Origin of the sequence: Streptomyces sp. RKAG293, assembly GCF_023701745.1 — a bacterium.
Taxonomy (GTDB): Bacteria; Actinomycetota; Actinomycetes; order Streptomycetales; family Streptomycetaceae; genus Actinacidiphila.
On record NZ_JAJOZB010000001.1, the window covers coordinates 3012955 to 3030038 of the forward strand.

Below are 17084 nucleotides of genomic sequence, written 5' to 3' on the forward strand. Positions count from 1 at the left end.
CCACCGACCCCTCACGCCTCGGACCGCCACTGGGTGTACACCGAGGCGATGCCGTCCCGCAGCGGGATCGTCGGCTTCCAGCCGAGATCCGTCAGCCGGGACACGTCCAGCAGTTTGCGCGGGGTGCCGTCCGGCTTGGTCGGGTCCCAGGCGATGGCACCCTCATATCCGACGACGTCCCTGACGGTCTGCGCGAGTTCGCGGATCGTCAGGTCGTCGCCGCAGCCGACGTTGACCGGCTCGTCGCCGTCGTAGGTGCGCAGCAGCAGCGCGCAGGCGGCGGCGAGATCGTCCACGTGCAGGAACTCGCGCCGCGGGGAGCCGGTGCCCCAGAGCTCGACGCTCTCCCGCCCGTCCCGCTTCGCCTCGTGGAAGCGGCGGATCAGGGCCGGCAGGACGTGCGAGGTCTCCAGGTCGAAGTTGTCGCCGGGGCCGTAGAGATTGGTCGGCATCGCCGAGATGTACGAGGCGCCGTACTGCCGCCGGTAGGACTGGATCTGGACGATGCCGGCGATCTTGGCGAGCGCGTACGGCTCGTTGGTCGGCTCCAGCGGGCCGGTGAGCAGCGCGTCCTCGCGGATCGGCTGCGGGGCGAGCTTGGGGTAGATGCAGGACGAGCCGAGGAAGAGCAGCCGGCCGACCCCCGCCGCGTGTGCGCCGGCGATGACGCTCAGCTGGATCCGCAGGTTGTCCTCGATGAACTGCACCGGATAGGTGCTGTTGGCCATGATCCCGCCGACCTTGGCGGCGGCGAGCACGACCGCGTCGGGCCGGACCTCCGCCAGGAACCGTCCGGTCTCCGCGGCGTCGCGCAGGTCCAGTCCGTCCCGGCCCCGGGTGATCACCTGGTAGCCGTCGGCGGTGAGCCGGCGGGTGACCGCCGAGCCGACCAGGCCGCGGTGTCCCGCGACGAAGATCCGGGCGCTGGGCGGGAGCAGTTCCCTCGTAGCCTTCATGACACCGGATTATGCCCTGCGGCATCACCCATTCGGGTCTGAGTCCAGCTTTCCGTACCAAACAGCAATATATCCGGATCCCTAAGGGGGGACCGCGTGAGCAAGAGCGCACTCATCACCGGCGTCACCGGCCAGGACGGCTCGTACCTGGCCGAACTGCTGCTCGCCAAGGGCTACACGGTGCACGGTCTCGTGCGCCGGTCGTCCAGTTTCAACACCGAGCGGATCGACCACATCTACCAGGGCCCGCAGGAGGAGAATCGTTCCCTCGTGCTGCACCACGCCGATCTGTCGGACGGCGTCGCCCTGGTGAACCTGCTGCGCGACCTGCGGCCCGACGAGGTGTACAACCTGGGCGCGCAGTCGCACGTCCGGGTCTCCTTCGACGCGCCGCTCTACACCGGCGACGTGACCGGGCTCGGCGCGCTGCGCCTGCTGGAGGCGGTCCGCGCGAGCGGCATCAGCACCCGCGTCTACCAGGCCTCGTCGTCGGAGATGTTCGGCGCCGCGCCGCCGCCGCAGAACGAGAGCACGCCGTTCCACCCGCGCAGCCCCTACGGCTGCGCCAAGGTCTTCGGCTACTGGTCGACGGTGAACTACCGCGAGGCGTACGGAATGTTCGCCGTCAACGGGATCCTGTTCAACCACGAGTCCCCGCGCCGTGGCGAGACCTTCGTCACACGGAAGATCACCCGCGCGGTGGCCCGGATCCAGGCCGGCCTTCAGGACCGGCTCTACCTCGGCAACCTCGACGCGGTCCGCGACTGGGGCTACGCGCCGGAGTACGTGGACGCGATGTGGCGGATGCTGCAGTGCGACGAGCCGGACGACTATGTGGTCGCCACCGGTGAGGCTGCTACGGTGCGGCAGTTCGTGGAGACCGCCTTCGCCCATGCGGGACTGGATTGGGCCGAATACGTTCGCTACGACCCGAAGTACGAGCGGCCCAGTGAGGTCGACGCGCTCATCGGGGATGCGAGCAAGGCCCACGACCTCCTTGGCTGGAAAGCATCGGTCAAGGTGGAAGAACTGGCTCGGATCATGGTGGATGCCGACATTCAGCACGTATCTGATCAGTTGGCGGGCGCAACTGTGCGCATAGATCGCTAAATCTCGCCAAAATTGCAGACTAGGGACTACTGAGCGCCCTACTCTGCCCTGCACCGTCGGCTGTACGAGCCACGGGCAAACGCTAGGGGCCTGGGGGGCTACGCATGCGTAAATTGGGGGTGTTCTCGGTTGCCACCGCATTGGCGGCCGCGACACTGGGAGTGCTGACGTCGCACTCCGCGACGGCAACGACTCCGCCGGTCGCCATCACGGCGGACGACCTTTCGACCTGGCAGACCAACGGGATCGTCTGGGCCTTCGCCCAGGCGGACGGAGTGGTCTTCGCCGGGGGTACGTTCTCGGCCATCCGGCCGCCCGGCTCTGCAGCCGGCGTGAACGAACAGCCCGCGGTCAACTTCGCCGCGTTCGACACCACGACGGGCGCACCCACCGGGTGCCACCTGTCCTTCACCGGCGGCACGGGGACGGTCCGCGCGCTCACCGTCTCGCCGGACCACAAGACGCTGTACGCGGGCGGCTCCTTCGGATCCGTCAACGGCGTCGGGGTGAGCAACCTGGCGGCGATCGACATCGCCACCTGCACCCCGCGGAACGACTTCCACGTCGCCGTCACCGCCACCGTGCGCGCGCTGACCGCGACCAGCGACACCGTCTACCTGGGCGGCGACTTCCAGTCCGTCGCGGGCCAGACCCGCGGCCACCTGGCCGCGATCACCACCACGGGCACCCTGAAGCCGTGGACGGTCGACACCGACGAGACGGCGCGCGCCGTCGAGGTGGCGGCCGACGGCACCCATGTGATCGTCGGCGGTGACTTCTACACCGTGAACGGCGCGAACTCGCACGCCCTGGCGGTGGTCGACGCGACCACCGGCGCCGTCACCAAGAACTACCCGAACGGCTTCTTCGACAACACGTCGGTCGTCAAGGACATCGTCACCGACAGCACCGGCTTCTACGTCGCCAACGAGGGCACCGGCGGCGGCGTGTTCGACGGCCGTACCGCCTTCAACAACAGCGACTGGAACCAGCGCTGGCGGGACACCTGCCTGGGCGCCACCCAGAACCTGGCGCTCTACCAGTCGGTCCTCTACAGCGGTTCGCACGCCCACGACTGCTCGACCATGGGCGAGTACCCGGACGGCAACCGCCACCACCTGCTGGCCGAGTCGGTCGACAGCCCGGCGCTGCTCCCCTGGTTCCCCGACACCAACGACGGTCTCGGCGAGCTGGTCGGCCCGCGCGTGCTGATCGTCGCTTCCGGCGGCGGCAAGGACTACCTCTGGGCCGGCGGCGGTTTCACCACCACCAACCTCAAGGCCCAGCAGGGCCTGACGCGCTTCTCGAGCGGTCCTGACACCGGGGCGCCCAGCGTCCCGCAGGTCGTCGCGTCGAGCGTGGAGCCCGGCAAGGTCCAGGTCCGCTGGCAGTCCAGCCTGGACCTCGACGACAACAACCTGACCTACAACGTGTACCGGAACAACGGTGCCACCCCGGTCTACACCGTCAGCGCCTCCTCGCTGCCGTGGGTGCGGCCGCAGCTCACCTTCACCGACACCGATGTGGTGGCGGGCACCTCGTACACCTACCGGGTGTCGGCGAGCGACGGCACCAACGTCAGCGCCAAGTCGGCCAACGCGACGGCCGTCGCCGCGGCCACCGCCGAGACGTACCCCGCCAGGGTGATCGCCGACGGCGCCGGCCTGTACTGGCGCTACGACGAGACGGCCGGCTACCTCGCGGACGCCTCGGGCAACCAGGTCGCCGGCGACAACGTCGGCTACTCGACCCGCCGGGTCGTCCCCGCCGCGGTCAAGGGCGGCAGCACCGCGGTCACGTACAACGGCACCAGCCAGTACTCCTACAGTGACCGCGCCTTCCCCGCCCGACCTCGTACAGCGTCGAGACCTGGTTCAAGACCACCACCACCAAGGGTGGCAAGCTGGTCGGCTTCGGCAGCAACACCGACGGCCGGCTCAGCGCCAGCTACGACAAGCACATCTACATGACCAACAGCGGTCAGCTGGTCTTCGGCATCTACAACGCCGGACAGCGCACCATCGCGAGCGGCGCCGGCCTGAACAACGGCCAGTGGCACCACGTGGTCGGCACCCAGGGCTCCAACGGCCTGCGGCTGTACGTCGACGGAAACCTCGTGGCCAGCAACGCCGCGTACACCACCAGCCAGGACTACACCGGTTACTGGCACGTCGGCGGCGACCAGCTCTACGGCTGGCCGAGCCTTCCCGCGAGCAACTACTTCGCGGGCTCCATCGACGAGACCGCGATCTACCCGAGCGTTCTGACTCCCGCGCAGATCGCCCAGCACCACACCCTGGGGCTCACCGGATGATCCACCCGCTCCGGGCCGCCGCCGCCGCCGTCATCACGACGGCGGCGGCGGTGGTGTTCCTGACCGGCTGCTCCAGCAGCCATGACACGAAGGCCACCCCGCCCGCGGGGACCGGCCCGTCCGCCTCGGCCCCCGTCTCCGGCGGCCTCGACCAGAACCCCACCGCCACCGCCGCTCCGACCACTCCCGGGCCCACCGTCCCGGCGGCGGAACTGACCCCGGTGACGGGCTCCTTCACCAAGCAGCAGAAGCAGTACCTGACCGGCCGGGTGCCCAAGGGATCCGACCCCGCAGCCGTGCTCGAGCTCGGCCAGGAGTCCTGCGACAAGATCAAGTTCATCGCCAAGCGGGATCCCGACGCGGCGGCGAGCGGCATCGTCCTCGGCCAGATCGCGGGCGCGCACGACGCCGTGACCACGCTGTGCCCCGAGCAGAAGCCGGTACTCGCCGCGGCGGAGCACGGTTTCACCGACGGTGCCTTCACCGTCGGGAGCAAGCCGAAGTCCGGCAGCGTCATCACCCCCGGCACCTACCACGCGCCGACCCCGTCCAAGACCTGCGCCTGGACGCTCACCGGCGCGAACGGCAAGCCGGTCTCCGGCAGCAAGGCCCTGGTCACCGTGCCGGCCGGCGCGCGCGGCTTCTCCAGCACGGGCTGCTCCGTCTGGCTCTTCTCGAAGGGGGCGTGAACGGGGTATGCGCGTCCTGCACGCCGTCACCCTGCACACGCCCAGCCACGCCTTCGGCGGTCCGACGCGGGTGGCGCTCAGCCTCTCGCGCGGGCTGATCGAGCGGGGGGTCGACGCCCGGCTGGTCACCCTCGGGGACGAGTTCGAAGGGCCGCTGCCGAACGAGGTGGAGGGGGTACCGGCCCAGCTGTTCCAGGCCCGGCACCTCATCCGGCGGTTCGGTGTCGCGGGGATCACCTCCCCGTCGCTGCTGGCCGGGGCGCGCCGGCTGGTGAAGTCGGCGGACGTCGTGCACGTCCACCTCATGCGGGACCTCGTCACCCTGCCGATCGCGCTCGCCGCCCTGCAGTGCGGCCGGCCGCTGGTCCTGCAGACGCACGGGATGATCGACCCGACCGAGCGGCTCCCCGCCAAGATCTCCGACGCGTTCGGGGTGCGGCGGGTGCTGCGGCGGGCCGACGCGGTGCTGTGCCTCACCGAGACCGAGCGCCGCAACGTCAACGCCGTGGTGGAACCGGTCGAACTGACCAACACCGTGCGGCTGGCCAACGGCGTCGAGCCGCAGGGCGAGTACCGCCCGGAACTGCGGGCGTCCTCGCACGGCGGGCCGCCCACCGTGCTGTACCTGGCCAGGGTGCACCCCGCCAAGCGGCCCGAGGACTTCATCGAGGCCGTCCCCGGCGTGCTCGGCAAGCACCCGGAGGCGCGCTTCGTGCTCGCCGGGCCCGACACGGGCGGCCTCGACGCGACCCTGGCCCGCGCCCGCGCGCTGGGGGTCGACGGGTCGGTGGAGTACGTCGGCGCCCTCGACAGGACCGCGGTGTACGAGCACCTGCGGCGGGCGGACGTCTACGTCATCCCGTCGATCCAGGAGTCGTTCTCGCTGTCCGCGGCCGAGGCCATGTCCGTGGGCACCCCCGTGGTCGTCACGAAGACCTGCGGGCTGGCCCCCGACATCGAGGCGGCGGGCGCGGGCCGGCTCGTCGACAGCCGCGAGGAGGCCGGCGGCGGGAACAGTGCCGAGAACGGCGCCCGGATCGCCGGTGCGATCCTGGAACTGCTCGACCCGGCGGTGCACGCGGCGGCCTCCGTCGCGGCCCGGCGGCTGATCCATGACTCCTTCACCATCGACGCGATCGTGGACCACCTGCAAAAGGTGTACGCGGACGTGCGACGCTGACCGGGTCGCACGGAGTGGGGGGCTGGAGCCATGGCGGTTGACGTACGGGGAGCCGAAACGGGCACGAGGCGGCCCGAGGTGCCCGCGGTGTCCCCGCGGGCCGTGCTGTCCCGCGCCCTGGCGGTGCCGCTGGTGCTCGGTCTGGTCGTCTTCCTGCCCGCCGCCGTGGCCCTCCAGCCGGGTGCGGGCGTGCACGACGAGGCGTACTGGCTGCAGCTCGCGCTGACCTGCTACGCCGGGGCCCGGCTGTCGTCGATGATCCTCACCACCCGCCGCCGGCGGCTCATCCAGGGGTCGTTCTGGCTGTTCGTCTACGCGGCGATGGGCGTCGCCTCGCTCGCCCAGCTCGTCCTGGGCCGCGTCCCGACCCCGCTGGTCGGCCCGCGCAGCGATCTGTCGGCGGCCCTCGCGCTGACCCTCGTCGGCTGTGTGGCCTTCGACGTCGGCGTCCTGCTGGCCCGGCACCGCCCGGTGCGCACCGGGCGCAAGGAGCGCCCGGCGGCCTCCGTGAGCCCGCGCCGGCTGTATCTGCTGGTGCTGCTGGCGTTCGTGGCCAGCAGCTACTACGTCATGAAGCTCGGCGGGCCCGCGGTGCTGTTCAGCAGCCGCCAGGAGATCAGCGACACCCTCGCGGAGACCGGGGTGGCCACCGCCGGCTCGCACGCGGGCTCCGCGACGCTGCGCGGCTTCGGGACGGTGCCGGCCCTGCTGGCGCTGCTCTTCCTCACCCGCTGGCTGGTGACCTCGCGCATCGCGCGCCGGCGGCCGCTGCCGATCCTGCTGTGGATCGCCACCGCCGGGCTGAACGTCGTCGTGAACAACCCGATATCCAACGCCCGGTTCTGGTTCCTGACCGTGCTGTTCTCGGTCCTGTTCACGGCGTTCCCGCGCAGCCCGGTGATGTACCGCTCCGCGCTGGCCCTGGGCGTCGTCGCGGCGCTGCTGGTCTTCCCCTTCATGGACCGGTTCCGCTACGACGCGGCCGACTACAAGCCCATGGAGACCAACTCGGTCCTCGAGCCGCTGGCGCGCAAGGACTACGACCAGACGGTGATGTTCGCCAACGCGATCACCGAGGTGCACTCCGGCGCAGGCCACACCTACGGCCGGCAGCTCGCCGCCGCGGTCTTCTTCTACGTGCCCCGCTCCGCCTGGCCCGACAAGGCGCTGGACACCGGCATCATGCTCGGCGAGTGGATGGGCAACAAGAACACCAACCTCTCCTCACCGCTGTGGTCCGAACTGTGGCTGGATTTCGGACCGCTCGGGATGACCGGCGGCTTCCTGGGGGTCGGCTATCTGGCGGCCCGCGGCGACCGGCGGTACGCGCTGCGCACCGCGGACGGCGGGCGGCCGGGCGACATGACGGCCATCATCGTGCCGCTGATCGCCGGCTACTCCTTCATCCTGCTGCGCGGTTCACTTCTCCAGGCCTCCGGCCGGATCGGGATCGCCGTGCTGTGCCTCGCCATGGTCACTTCGTTCCGCACCGACCCGCGCAAGCTCCTGCGCTGACGCCGCCGAGGCGCTGACCGAGCCGATCCGCAGCCAGGTGGCGACCGCCTTGGCGACGGAGCCGAGACCCAGGCCCCAGGCCGCGCCGAGGACACCGCCCAGCGCGTAGCCGGTGAGCATGAACGCCACCGCCGCCAGGGAGAAGACCACCTGGATCGGCAGCGTGGTGCGCGGGCGCAGCACCCGCAGCGTCAGCAGCCCGCAGGTGCCGACCGCCATCGCGGTGTACTGGCTGCCGCTGGCCGGCAGCAGATGGACGGCGTTCGGCCAGGTGTCGCCGAGGAGCTGTCGGCCGATCCGGTCCGGCAGCAGGTACAGCACGGTCGCCCAGCTCGCGGCGACGGTGGCCAGTACGGCGGCGAGCACCGCGGTGGCGCGGACCTGGCCGCGTACGCTCTCCGTCCGGTTCAGCAGCGGCGGGCCGAACGCCGTCGAGGCGTTGAACAGGACGTTCAGCGGTCCGAAGAGGGTGGTCGCGCCGCGTAGCGCGCCGACCGCCAGCGGGGTGGCGAACAGCCCGAGGCCGAGGATCGCCAGCTGGCTGGAACCGTTGCCGACCCCGAACTCGACGACGAAGCGCTGCCCGAGGTGGCCGCGGCGCACATACTTCCGCAGGTCCGCGGGGAGGCCGCGCAGCAGCGGGGCGAGCAGGGCGATGGCGGTGAGGAGCGCGGGCAGCGCCGACAGGCCCCAGACGGCCACCAGCCGGGCGGGTCCCGCGCCGTGCGGCTGCACGGCCAGCGCGGGCAGCGCGACGGCGAGCCGTACGAGGTCGGCGGCCAGAGCGTAGTGCGGCAGCCGCAGCGCCGAGAAGCAGTAGCGGATCCCGTCCTGGGTCAGCGCGATGGGCAGGATGAGCCCGAGCACGGCGAGCGCGGCGGCGGTGTCGCCGGGCACGAAGGCCAGCACGGCCGCGGCCGTGAACCCGATGACGGTGGACGCGGCGACGGTGAAGAGCGCCGCGGACCGGCAGGCGGCACGGATCACCCGGTCGTCACCACGGACCAGCACCAGCGCCTGGCCGACGTAGCTGACGCCGACGCCGAGCAGAATGGTGAAGACCATGTAGACCATGGAGAAGACGGCGAACCCGGCGGCGCTGGACAGCCGCGCGGCGACCACCAGCACCAGGATGTTGGTGAGCGCCGACACTCCCTGGTCCGCGACGGAGCAGGCTATGGAGGCTTTCGCCCCCGGGACTCTCATGACACCGGCGACCGTTCGGGTTCCGGGAGGACCGCTTCCAGCAGGTCGGCCGCCGGGGACACGGGGGCGCTGCCGGCGTCCTCCGCGGACGCCACGGGGAGGGGGGCCTTGCTGTCCGCGTTGCGGCGCCACGGCAGGGTGAATCCGGTGCTGCCCGACGAGTGCAGTACCGCGCCGAGCACGGTGCCGCCGGCGCCGCTGATGAGTTCGCGGACCCGTTCCAGGTCGGCCCGGTGCACCTCGCGCGGGTCGCAGACCACCAGGACGCCGTCCACCCGGTCGACGAGTGCGAGGGCGTCGGCGTAGGCGAGCACGGCGGGCGCGTGGACGATGACCGCGGACTTCGGGGCGTCGGCCTCGGAGATCAGCCGGGTGGCCGGTACCGAGGTCAGCGCGCGGGCGACGTTGCGGACCCGGCGGCCCGGCACCAGGTCGAAGGAGCCGGACTCACCGGCGTCGATGGAGATCTGGTGGCCGGCCGGCCAGCCACCGTCGCCCACCGAGGGCGTACGGGCCCAGGCGGGGCGGGTGCCGTCGCCGGAGCGCAGCCGGTCGGCCAGCGTCGGGGTGCGCAGGTCCGCCTCGATGAGCAGGACCTCCATGCCGGTCTCGGCGAAGGACGCGGCGAGGTTGACCGAGACGGCGGTGGCGGTCTCGCTGGAGCCGCGCGGCGCGACCACCAGCAGCCGTCGGCGGTCGGCGAACCGCTGGTCGTAGGCGAGCCGGAAGGCCACCGAGCGGTACGCCTCGGCGAGCCGGCTCTCGGTGTTGTCCAGGGCGAGCAGCGGAGCCGGCTCACGGCCGTCGCGGACCCGCGGCAGCGTCCCGAGGACGGGGGCGCGCAGCGCGCGCGCCACATCGCTGTCGGAGCGGGCGGCCGGGTCGAAGACCAGCCGCACCCAGGCGGCGAGCAGGCCGATGGCGATACCGACGGCCAGGCCCAGGCCGAGGGCCATCGGCAGGCCGAGTCCGGCGGCCGAGGTCGGCGGGACGGCCGTGCGGATCACGTTGCCCGAGGTGGTGTCGAGGGCCTTCAGTTCGCTGATGTTGCCGTTGAGCTCGGAGATCCGGCCCAGCAGGTTGGTCTGCGCGTTGGTGTTGGTGGCGACGCTCGACGGGTCCTTCTGCTTCTCGATCTGCTTGCGCAGCGCCTCGGACTGCTTCACCAGCGGGTCCAGCTGGGTCTTGTAGCCGTTGACCATGATCGTGATGCTCGACGCGGTCTGCTGCTGCCGGTTGTCCAGGTAGGCCTGGGTGAGGGCGTTGGCCCGGGCCGCCGCTTCCCGCGGGCTGCGGCCGGTGTACGCGAAGTCCAGTGCCGTGGTCTGCGGGGGGTTGGTCACCTGCAGGTTGGCGAGCAGTTCGGTGGCCGCTTCCGGCTGTCCCAGCGCCTTGGCCGCACGCTCCGCGACGACACCGCTGGCGGCGGTCTGCCGCTCGGAGCCCATGTTCAGGATCTTGTCGGGGGTGGCACCGGTGGCGAACGGGTTCACGGTGGCGGCCCGGACGGTGATCTCGCTCGTCGCGACGTACTTGTCCGCTCCCGACAGCGCCAGTACGGCGCCGCCGAGCAGCCCGATCACCACTCCGGCCACGATCAGTACCCGGTAGCGGATCAGCTGGCGGAACTGGTCGCGCAACAGGTCCGGTTCGTCATGCTGCTCGATCACGTGCGTGAAACCCCCTCAGGCGTGCGCTCCCCATGCGCTCGCTCATTATGCGTGTTCGTCACCGGATCAGGTGTCCGAATGCGCGGGCTCCGCGGCCTGCGCGGATTCGGCGAATGGTACTGGTGGCGCGGACGGCGCCGGCGGGGCGGTCTCCAGAACCTCGGCCACGAGGGCGTCGATCCGGTCCAGGCCCGCGGTACGGCTCAGGTGCGCGTCGGCGTAGCGGGGTCCGTTGGACCCCAGCTCGTCGGCCGACTCCGGGTCCTCGGCGAGTGCCAGCACCGCTTTCAGCAGCGCGTGCGGGTCCTCGGGCGCCACCAGGACGCCCGCGCCGGAGCGCAGCACCTCCTCCGCCGTGCCGCCCTCGGCGGCCACCGAGGCGACGACCGGCCGGCCGGTGGCGAAGTACGAGGTGAGCTTGGAGGGGATGCTCATGTCGAGGACGGACGCGCGCTGGGTGACGGCGAGGACGTCGGCGGCGGCGAGGACGTCGGGGAAGTCCGCGTCGTCGACCGGCTGCATGAACTCCAGGTTGGGTATCCCGCCGGCCAGCGCGCGCAGCTGCTCGCGCTGGTTGCCGTCCCCCATGAGGACGACGCGGACGGCCGGGTCCAGCCGGGCGGTCTCGACCAGCACCTCCAGGCCCTGCTTGAGCCCCATGTTGCCGGAGTGCAGGACGACGGTCTGGCCCTCCCGCCAGCCCAGCCGGGCGCGCATCTCGGCGCGGGGCCGGGAGGGGCGCGCCACGTGCGACCAGTTGGGGACCACGCGTATCCGCTCACGCGGTACGCCGAGCGCGGCGACCTTGTCGGTGAAGCTCTCGTGGATGACGCCGACCAGTGTCGCCCGCTTGAGCACGTACGCCTCGACAGCGCTCGCGGCGGCGGCCGCCCGGTCCCCGCCGCTGATGCCGCTCTGCTTGGCGGCGGCGCCCATCAGATCCTGCACGATGGGGACATAGGGGACACCGTGCCGCCGGGCGGTGCGCGCCGCGAGGACGCCGCCGGCCAGGCTGGGCAGCTGCGCGACGACCACGTCGGGCCGGACGCGCGGTGGCGCGAGCAGACCGTGCACGAGCACCGACGCCTCGAAGAGGGCACGGCGTACCGCGGTCTGGCGCGGTGGCACGGTGTGCCGGCGACGGTGCACCCGCACCCCGCCGCGCTCCTCCTCGGCCCGCCAGACGCCCCGGTAGGCCGGGTCCGTCTCCCAGGCGGGGTAGTGCGGCATGCCGGCGAGCACCGCCACCTCGGCCCCACCCGCGGCCCAGTGTTCGGCGATCTGCGTGGCGTACGGCCCGATGCCCGTGTGTTCCGGCGCGTAATTGGTTGAAACCAAGAACAGCCGTTTGTGGCGAAAACTGTCAAGAGCCGACACAGCGCGCCCCGTTCCCCCAGAAGTGACCAAGCGTCTACCCTAACTGTTCACCAGTGCTACATGTTGACGATTCCAGCCGGTCTTCGTTTCGCAAATCGTCGCTTAGTATCTGCGACGTCCGGCTATCGTCTGAGACTCACCATCGCCTTGGGCATCACCAGGCGGAGCAGTACGGCTGGGGGGTCGTTTCGTGGCACACCGTGTCGGCTACGCGCCAGGGGTCTACGACCTCTTCCACGTGGGGCATCTCAACATCCTTCGGCATGCCCGGAGCCAGTGCGACTACCTCGTCGCGGGGGTGGTCTCCGACGAAATGGCCGAATTGGCCAAGGGGCGCCGGCCCATGGTCCCGCTGATCGAGCGGCTGGAGATCGTCCGCAGCGTGCGCTTCGTGGACGCGGCCTTCGTCGAGACCGTTCCCGACAAGGTGGAGACCTGGCAGCAGGTGCGCTTCGACGTCATCTTCAAGGGCGACGACTGGCGCGGCACCGAGAAGGGCGCCCGCCTGGAGCGGGACTTCGCGGCGGTCGGCGTCGAGGTCGTGTACTTCCCGTACACCGTGCACACGTCCAGCACCCAGCTGCGCCGGGCACTGGACATACTCACCGAGCCCGTCACTCCGGAAGGCGCCGGGCGCCACGGTTGAGCGGCCCGTCTCCCCGGCCGCCGTGGATCAGGCGACCAGGGTTCAAGCGACCGGGGAGCACGCGGCCAGGGATCAAGCCGCCGGGGTTCAAGCTGCCGGGGCGCCCACGGCCTTCAGCTCGCGGAACCACTTCGCCAGGAACGCGCCCAGGAACAGCACGTACACCCCGCCGAGGAAGGCGTAGGCGTACAGGAACGCCCGCCCGCCGCCCAGCGCCAGGAAGACCACGCAGAAGACCCCGTAGTCGACGGGAAGCAGGGCCACGGCCCTGATCCGCGACGGGGCGGCCGGCATGGATCCGGGCGCGGCCTTCGGCTTGAGCTTTTCGGTCAGCAGCCCGCCGACGTAGATCATCACGGCGGCGAACTGGAAGCCCAGCGGCAGCAGCAGCCAGCCCTCGCCCGGCAGATCGAAGAAGCGGTAGAAGGAGATCAGCACCGCGGCGTGCACGCCGGTGATCTTCCCGCAGTCCACCACATGGTCCAGCCACTCCCCCGCCGGACTGCCGCGGCGCAGCAGCCGCGCCAGCTGGCCGTCGGCCGAGTCGAAGGCGAAGCCGATCACCAGCGCGAGGTAGACCGCGACCGACAGCGTCCAGGACGGGCGCACCAGCGCCACCGCCGCGATGGCGCTGTAGGTGAAGGCCATGCTGACCAGCGTCACCTGATTGGGTGTGAGTCCGGCCCGGTAGGCGGCCGCGGCGAGCACCCGGCCGGCGGGCCGGTTGATGTAGCGCGAGTACAGCGACACCCCCTTCGCCGACTTCTGCGCGGTGCGCAGTTCTCGCAGCGCGGTGCCGAAACCGGCCTCCCGAACTGCCGTTGTCTCCGCCACGTAGCCCCCCACGTCATCCTGTCTGCGGCATGCCCCCGGCACACCAATGGCCGCTCGCGTACCGCGGGTCCACATCATGTCAGCCGACTCCGCCACGCGCCGCGCCGCCCCAATAACATCAAAAGATCGGGCATTGCGCCCTAAAGTGGTCCTCAATGTCCATGACCCGCCGTACCGTGCTGCAGGTCGCCGCCGCCGGAGCGCTGCTCACCGGCTGTGCGGACGGCCGGCCCTCCGCCGCCGGGGCCTCCCCGGATCCCGCGGCCAGCAAGGCGCCCCCCGAGCACCCGCCCGCCGCATCCGCCTCCGCTCGCCCCGCACTGCCACCGCTGCCGCCCGGCCTGCCCGCGCAGATCGAGCACGGGCCCAGAGACCGCCCCCAGGTCGCGCTCACCTTCCACGGCCGGGGCGAACCGGCCATCGCCACCGCCCTGCTGACCGAGGCGGAGAAGGCCGGGGCACGGCTGACGGTGCTGGCCGTCGGCGAGTGGCTCGACGAGTACCCGCAACTCGCCCGCCGGATCCTCGACGGCGGTCATGAGCTGGGCAACCACACCCAGACCCACGGCAACATCTGCGCGATGGGCGCGGCCGCCGCGACCGCCGAGATCACCGGCTGCGCGGACCGGCTGCGCAAGCTCACCGGTTCGCCCGGCCGCTGGTTCCGGCCCTCCCAGGCCCGGCTGGCCACCCCGCTCGTCGAACGCCTCGCCCGGCAGGCGGGATACGAGCACGTCCTCGCGTACGACGTGGACTCCCTCGACTTCACCGAACCCGGAACCGGGGCCGTCCGGGCCAAGGTGGCCAAGGACGTCGGCCCTGGATCCGTGGTGAGCCTGCACTTCGGGTACGCCGGCACGATCGCCGCACTGCCCGGGATCCTCGACGACCTGAAACGGCGCGGGCTGCGCGCCGTGACCACGACGGAGCTACTGACCTGATGCGTCCTGTGTACCGTGTGCGCCCCGCCGCCCTGCTCGCCGTCGCCATCGCCCTCGTGACCGCCACCGCGGGCTGCGGGAAGGACGGCACCGAACAGCACGCGCCCTCTCCCGCGGCCACCAAGGCCGCCGTCAGGTCGGCCCCGGCCAAGATCCTGCCCCAGGGCCTGCCGGGCATGCCGCCGGTGCTCGACCCGAAGGACGTCTACTCGGCGGACCGCCCCAACGCGCTCTCCCCGGTGGTGAAGGGCTTCCCGTCCCGGGTCTACGTGCCGAACACCAACTCCAACACGGTGTCGGTGATCGACCCGAAGACGTACAAGGTCATCGAGACGATCCCGGTGGGTGAGCAGCCGCAGCACGTCGTCCCGTCCTGGGACCTCAAGACGCTCTGGGTCAACAACGACGTCGGCAACTCGCTGACCCCGATCGACCCGGCGACCGGCCGTGCCGGATCCATGGTCCAGGTGCACGACCCCTACAACCTGTACTTCACCCCGGACGGCAAGTACGCGGTGGTGATGGCCTCCCTCGACCGCGAGCTGGTCTTCCGCGACGCGCACAGCATGAAGATCAAGAAGACCGTCCCGGTGCCCTGCTACGGCGTCAACCACGCGGACTTCTCGCCCGACGGCCGGTACTTCATCGTCTCCTGCGAGTTCTCCGCGGAGCTGCTCAAGGTCGACACCGCGAAGATGGAGATCGTCGGCAAGCAGCGGCTGCCGTTCGACGGCGCGATGCCGCAGGACGTGAAGATGTCCCCCGACGGCAAGACCTGGTACGTCGCCGACATGATGGCCGACGGCATGTGGGTGCTGAACGGCGACACGTTCTCCAAGCCGACCCTGATGCCCACCGGCAAGGGCTGCCACGGCCTCTACGTCAGCCGTGACTCGAAGTCGATGTACATCTCGAACCGCGGCGAGGGGTCGGTGTCGGTGCTGGACTTCGCCACCAACAAGCTCATCCACAAGTGGGAGATCCCGGGCGGCGGCAGCCCCGACATGGGCGGTGTGTCCGCCGACGGCAAGGTGCTGTGGCTGTCGGGGCGCTACAACGCCGAGGTCTACGCGATCGACACCACCGACGGCCACACGATCGCCAAGATCCCGGTCGGCTCGGGCCCGCACGGCCTGGCCGTCTACCCGCAGCCGGGCCGCTACTCGCTCGGCCACACCGGCATCTTCCGCTAGGCCGTGGCCTAGGGCCTGTCGTCTGGATCTCCGCGGCGTCGCGGTGTCCAGCACGCACATCTGCCGCGTTGTCGTCGGTCGACGACGCTCCGCGTCGCCTCCCTCCTCCGCCTTGCAGCTGCACGCACCGGACACCGCTCCTTCCCCCACGGAGATCCAGACGACAGACCCTAGGGCCCCGGGGTTCTAGGGCCCCGAGGTCTCCGACGCCTTCAGAACGCTCCGGGCCAGGCAGGTGGCGGCTGCGGCCCGGGGCGCGCTGCCCTCCCGCCAGGTACGGCTGGGGTGCACCGAGTTGGTGAGCAGCACCAGGAACGTGTCGGTGGCGGGGTCGATCACCAGGCTCGTACCGGTGAAACCGCTGTGCCCGACGGCGCCGTGGCCGGCCAGCTCGCCCATCTGGCCGGGGTGGTCGGTCTCGAAGCCGGGGTACGGCCCGCAGCCGTCGAGCAGCGCCCGGCAGAACAGGGCCAGGTCCCACGCGGTGGAGAAGAGCCCCGCGTGCCCGCTGACCCCGCCCGCCGCGTAGGCGTTCTCGTCGTGCACGACGCCGTGCACCATGCCGCGGTCGAGCTTGCCCCAGGGCCGCCGCTGGTCCTCGGTCGCGGCGATCCGGGGCAGCAGGGCGGCGGGTGGGTTGTAGCCGGTGTCGGTCATCCCGAGCGGCCCGGTGATCCCGTCCCTGACCAGGACGTCCAGCGGCTGTCCCGTGGCCCGTTCCAGCACCTGCTGGAGGGCGATCAGATTGAGGTCGGAGTAGATCCGGACGGTGCCCGGCGGGTGCAGCGGCTTCTCGTCCCACAGCAGCCGCAGCCGGGCCGGCACGGTGGGCAGGTCGTAGAACGGCAGCTCGGGCCGGAAGCCGGAGGTGTGGTCGAGCAGCTGCCGTACGGTGATGTCCGCCTTGCCCGCGGCGGCGAACTCCGGCACGTACGAGGCGACCGGCCGGTCGAGGTCCAGGAGCCGAGCGGCGACGACGGCCGTGAAGAGCTTGCTGACGGACGCCAGGTCGAAGACCGTGTCGGGCCGCATCGGCACCCACCGCTCCGGCGGCAGCTCCACACCGCGGTCGGCGGCCGCGTCGTAGCCCGCGTACCGCACCGCCCAGCCGACCGCCTCGTGCAGCGCGACGACCTGGCCACGCCCGGCGAGCACGACCGCTCCCGCGCACCAGGGGTGGTCCGGCGACGGCTCCAGGGCGGTCCTCAGCCCGGGGACGATCCGCCGCAGCTCTCCGGCGTCGAGGCCGGCCTCAGGGCAGGTACCTCTCGACAGCGGCGGCGCCATGCTCCTCCAGCTCCTTGCGGGCCCTCTCGATACGGGCGGGAGTGGGTTCGCGGCCGGAGAGCATCACCAGGTCCTCCGGATCGACCGCGTTCTCGGACCCGGTGTGCAGCACGCTGTCGGCGGTCTTGAACGCCCAGCGGTTCCCGTCGATCGGCTCGGACATTCC

16 protein-coding genes are annotated in these 17084 nt (G+C 71.3%); 9 read left to right on the plus strand and 7 right to left on the minus strand.

Annotation, left to right across the window (positions count from 1 at the left end; all coding sequences use genetic code 11):
* Nucleotides 1-11 precede the first annotated feature (11 nt).
* On the minus strand, nucleotides 12-956 hold the full coding sequence (locus tag LNW72_RS13355) for a GDP-L-fucose synthase (RefSeq protein WP_250975610.1): 945 nt from the start codon (nucleotides 954-956) through the stop codon (nucleotides 12-14).
* Nucleotides 957-1052: 96 nt separating this feature from the next.
* On the opposite strand from LNW72_RS13355, the gene gmd reads away from it, so the two are divergent.
* From gmd to LNW72_RS13380, 6 genes are all read left to right on the plus strand, one after another.
* Nucleotides 1053-2066, plus strand: a complete 1014-nt coding sequence (gmd, locus tag LNW72_RS13360) for a GDP-mannose 4,6-dehydratase (RefSeq protein WP_250975611.1) — start codon at nucleotides 1053-1055, stop codon at nucleotides 2064-2066.
* A 104-nt stretch (nucleotides 2067-2170) separates the two neighbouring features.
* The gene (locus LNW72_RS13365) at nucleotides 2171-4036 is read left to right on the plus strand and encodes a hypothetical protein (RefSeq protein WP_374117236.1); all 1866 of its coding nucleotides are present in this window, start codon (nucleotides 2171-2173) and stop codon (nucleotides 4034-4036) included.
* Nucleotides 3970-4380, plus strand: coding sequence for a LamG domain-containing protein (locus tag LNW72_RS42070; protein WP_374117408.1), 411 nt, complete (start codon nucleotides 3970-3972; stop codon nucleotides 4378-4380). The genes LNW72_RS13365 and LNW72_RS42070 overlap by 67 nt, the downstream gene beginning before the upstream one ends.
* A complete protein-coding gene (locus tag LNW72_RS13370) occupies nucleotides 4377-5069 on the plus strand; it encodes a hypothetical protein (protein WP_250975612.1) in 693 nt (230 codons plus the stop codon). The genes LNW72_RS42070 and LNW72_RS13370 overlap by 4 nt, the downstream gene beginning before the upstream one ends.
* A 7-nt stretch (nucleotides 5070-5076) precedes the next feature.
* Entirely contained in the window at nucleotides 5077-6249 is a 1173-nt protein-coding gene (locus tag LNW72_RS13375; RefSeq protein WP_250975613.1) for a glycosyltransferase, read from the plus strand.
* Nucleotides 6250-6279: 30 nt separating this feature from the next.
* Nucleotides 6280-7764, plus strand: a complete 1485-nt coding sequence (locus tag LNW72_RS13380) for an O-antigen polymerase (RefSeq protein ID WP_250975614.1) — start codon at nucleotides 6280-6282, stop codon at nucleotides 7762-7764.
* On the opposite strand, the gene LNW72_RS13385 is transcribed toward LNW72_RS13380, so the two are convergent.
* The 3 genes from LNW72_RS13385 to LNW72_RS13395 form a co-directional block, all read right to left on the minus strand.
* Nucleotides 7669-8970: a hypothetical protein gene (locus LNW72_RS13385; RefSeq protein WP_250975615.1), complete on the minus strand. Its 1302-nt coding sequence runs from the start codon at nucleotides 8968-8970 to the stop codon at nucleotides 7669-7671. The two genes, LNW72_RS13380 and LNW72_RS13385, sit on opposite strands and share 96 nt — an antisense overlap.
* Nucleotides 8967-10640 carry a polysaccharide biosynthesis tyrosine autokinase gene (locus LNW72_RS13390; protein WP_250975616.1) on the minus strand — a complete coding sequence of 558 codons (1674 nt, stop codon included), beginning with the start codon at nucleotides 10638-10640 and terminating at the stop codon, nucleotides 8967-8969. Before LNW72_RS13390 ends, LNW72_RS13385 begins: the two co-directional genes overlap by 4 nt.
* Before the next feature lie 66 nt (nucleotides 10641-10706).
* A complete protein-coding gene (locus LNW72_RS13395) occupies nucleotides 10707-11978 on the minus strand; it encodes a glycosyltransferase family 4 protein (RefSeq protein WP_250975617.1) in 1272 nt (423 codons plus the stop codon).
* 229 nt (nucleotides 11979-12207) lie between these two features.
* Here LNW72_RS13395 and LNW72_RS13400 point away from each other — a divergent pair, with 229 nt between their 5' ends.
* Nucleotides 12208-12663, plus strand: a complete 456-nt coding sequence (locus tag LNW72_RS13400) for an adenylyltransferase/cytidyltransferase family protein (protein ID WP_250975618.1) — start codon at nucleotides 12208-12210, stop codon at nucleotides 12661-12663.
* An 87-nt stretch (nucleotides 12664-12750) separates the two neighbouring features.
* On the opposite strand, the gene LNW72_RS13405 is transcribed toward LNW72_RS13400, so the two are convergent.
* Complete coding sequence (locus LNW72_RS13405; RefSeq protein WP_285370293.1) at nucleotides 12751-13443, minus strand: CDP-alcohol phosphatidyltransferase family protein; 693 nt, start codon at nucleotides 13441-13443, stop codon at nucleotides 12751-12753.
* 209 nt (nucleotides 13444-13652) lie between these two features.
* On the opposite strand from LNW72_RS13405, the gene LNW72_RS13410 reads away from it, so the two are divergent.
* Both LNW72_RS13410 and LNW72_RS13415 read left to right on the plus strand, forming a co-directional pair.
* A complete protein-coding gene (locus LNW72_RS13410; protein WP_250975620.1) occupies nucleotides 13653-14438 on the plus strand; it encodes a polysaccharide deacetylase family protein in 786 nt (261 codons plus the stop codon).
* Entirely contained in the window at nucleotides 14438-15631 is a 1194-nt protein-coding gene (locus LNW72_RS13415) for a YncE family protein (protein WP_250975621.1), read from the plus strand. The genes LNW72_RS13410 and LNW72_RS13415 overlap by 1 nt, the downstream gene beginning before the upstream one ends.
* A 186-nt stretch (nucleotides 15632-15817) precedes the next feature.
* Here LNW72_RS13415 and LNW72_RS13420 read toward each other — a convergent pair whose 3' ends face one another.
* Both LNW72_RS13420 and LNW72_RS13425 read right to left on the minus strand, forming a co-directional pair.
* A complete protein-coding gene (locus LNW72_RS13420) occupies nucleotides 15818-16918 on the minus strand; it encodes a serine hydrolase domain-containing protein (protein WP_374117238.1) in 1101 nt (366 codons plus the stop codon).
* Complete coding sequence (locus tag LNW72_RS13425) at nucleotides 16884-17081, minus strand: hypothetical protein (protein WP_138357608.1); 198 nt, start codon at nucleotides 17079-17081, stop codon at nucleotides 16884-16886. Before LNW72_RS13425 ends, LNW72_RS13420 begins: the two co-directional genes overlap by 35 nt.
* Nucleotides 17082-17084 lie beyond the last annotated feature (3 nt).

Excerpts from the sequence above, each read along its gene's own strand:
- LNW72_RS13365 (WP_374117236.1), top strand. The coding sequence starts at position 2,171 with ATGCGTAAATTGGGGGTGTTCTCGGTTGCCACCGCATTGGCGGCCGCG.
- LNW72_RS13355 (WP_250975610.1), bottom strand. The coding sequence starts at position 956 with ATGAAGGCTACGAGGGAACTGCTCCCGCCCAGCGCCCGGATCTTCGTC.
- LNW72_RS13415 (WP_250975621.1), top strand. The coding sequence starts at position 14,438 with ATGCGTCCTGTGTACCGTGTGCGCCCCGCCGCCCTGCTCGCCGTCGCC.
- LNW72_RS13370 (WP_250975612.1), top strand. The coding sequence starts at position 4,377 with ATGATCCACCCGCTCCGGGCCGCCGCCGCCGCCGTCATCACGACGGCG.
- LNW72_RS13425 (WP_138357608.1), bottom strand. The coding sequence starts at position 17,081 with ATGTCCGAGCCGATCGACGGGAACCGCTGGGCGTTCAAGACCGCCGAC.
- LNW72_RS13410 (WP_250975620.1), top strand. The coding sequence starts at position 13,653 with ATGTCCATGACCCGCCGTACCGTGCTGCAGGTCGCCGCCGCCGGAGCG.
- LNW72_RS13380 (WP_250975614.1), top strand. The coding sequence starts at position 6,280 with ATGGCGGTTGACGTACGGGGAGCCGAAACGGGCACGAGGCGGCCCGAG.
- LNW72_RS13385 (WP_250975615.1), bottom strand. The coding sequence starts at position 8,970 with ATGAGAGTCCCGGGGGCGAAAGCCTCCATAGCCTGCTCCGTCGCGGAC.
- LNW72_RS13420 (WP_374117238.1), bottom strand. The coding sequence starts at position 16,918 with ATGGCGCCGCCGCTGTCGAGAGGTACCTGCCCTGAGGCCGGCCTCGAC.
- LNW72_RS13375 (WP_250975613.1), top strand. The coding sequence starts at position 5,077 with ATGCGCGTCCTGCACGCCGTCACCCTGCACACGCCCAGCCACGCCTTC.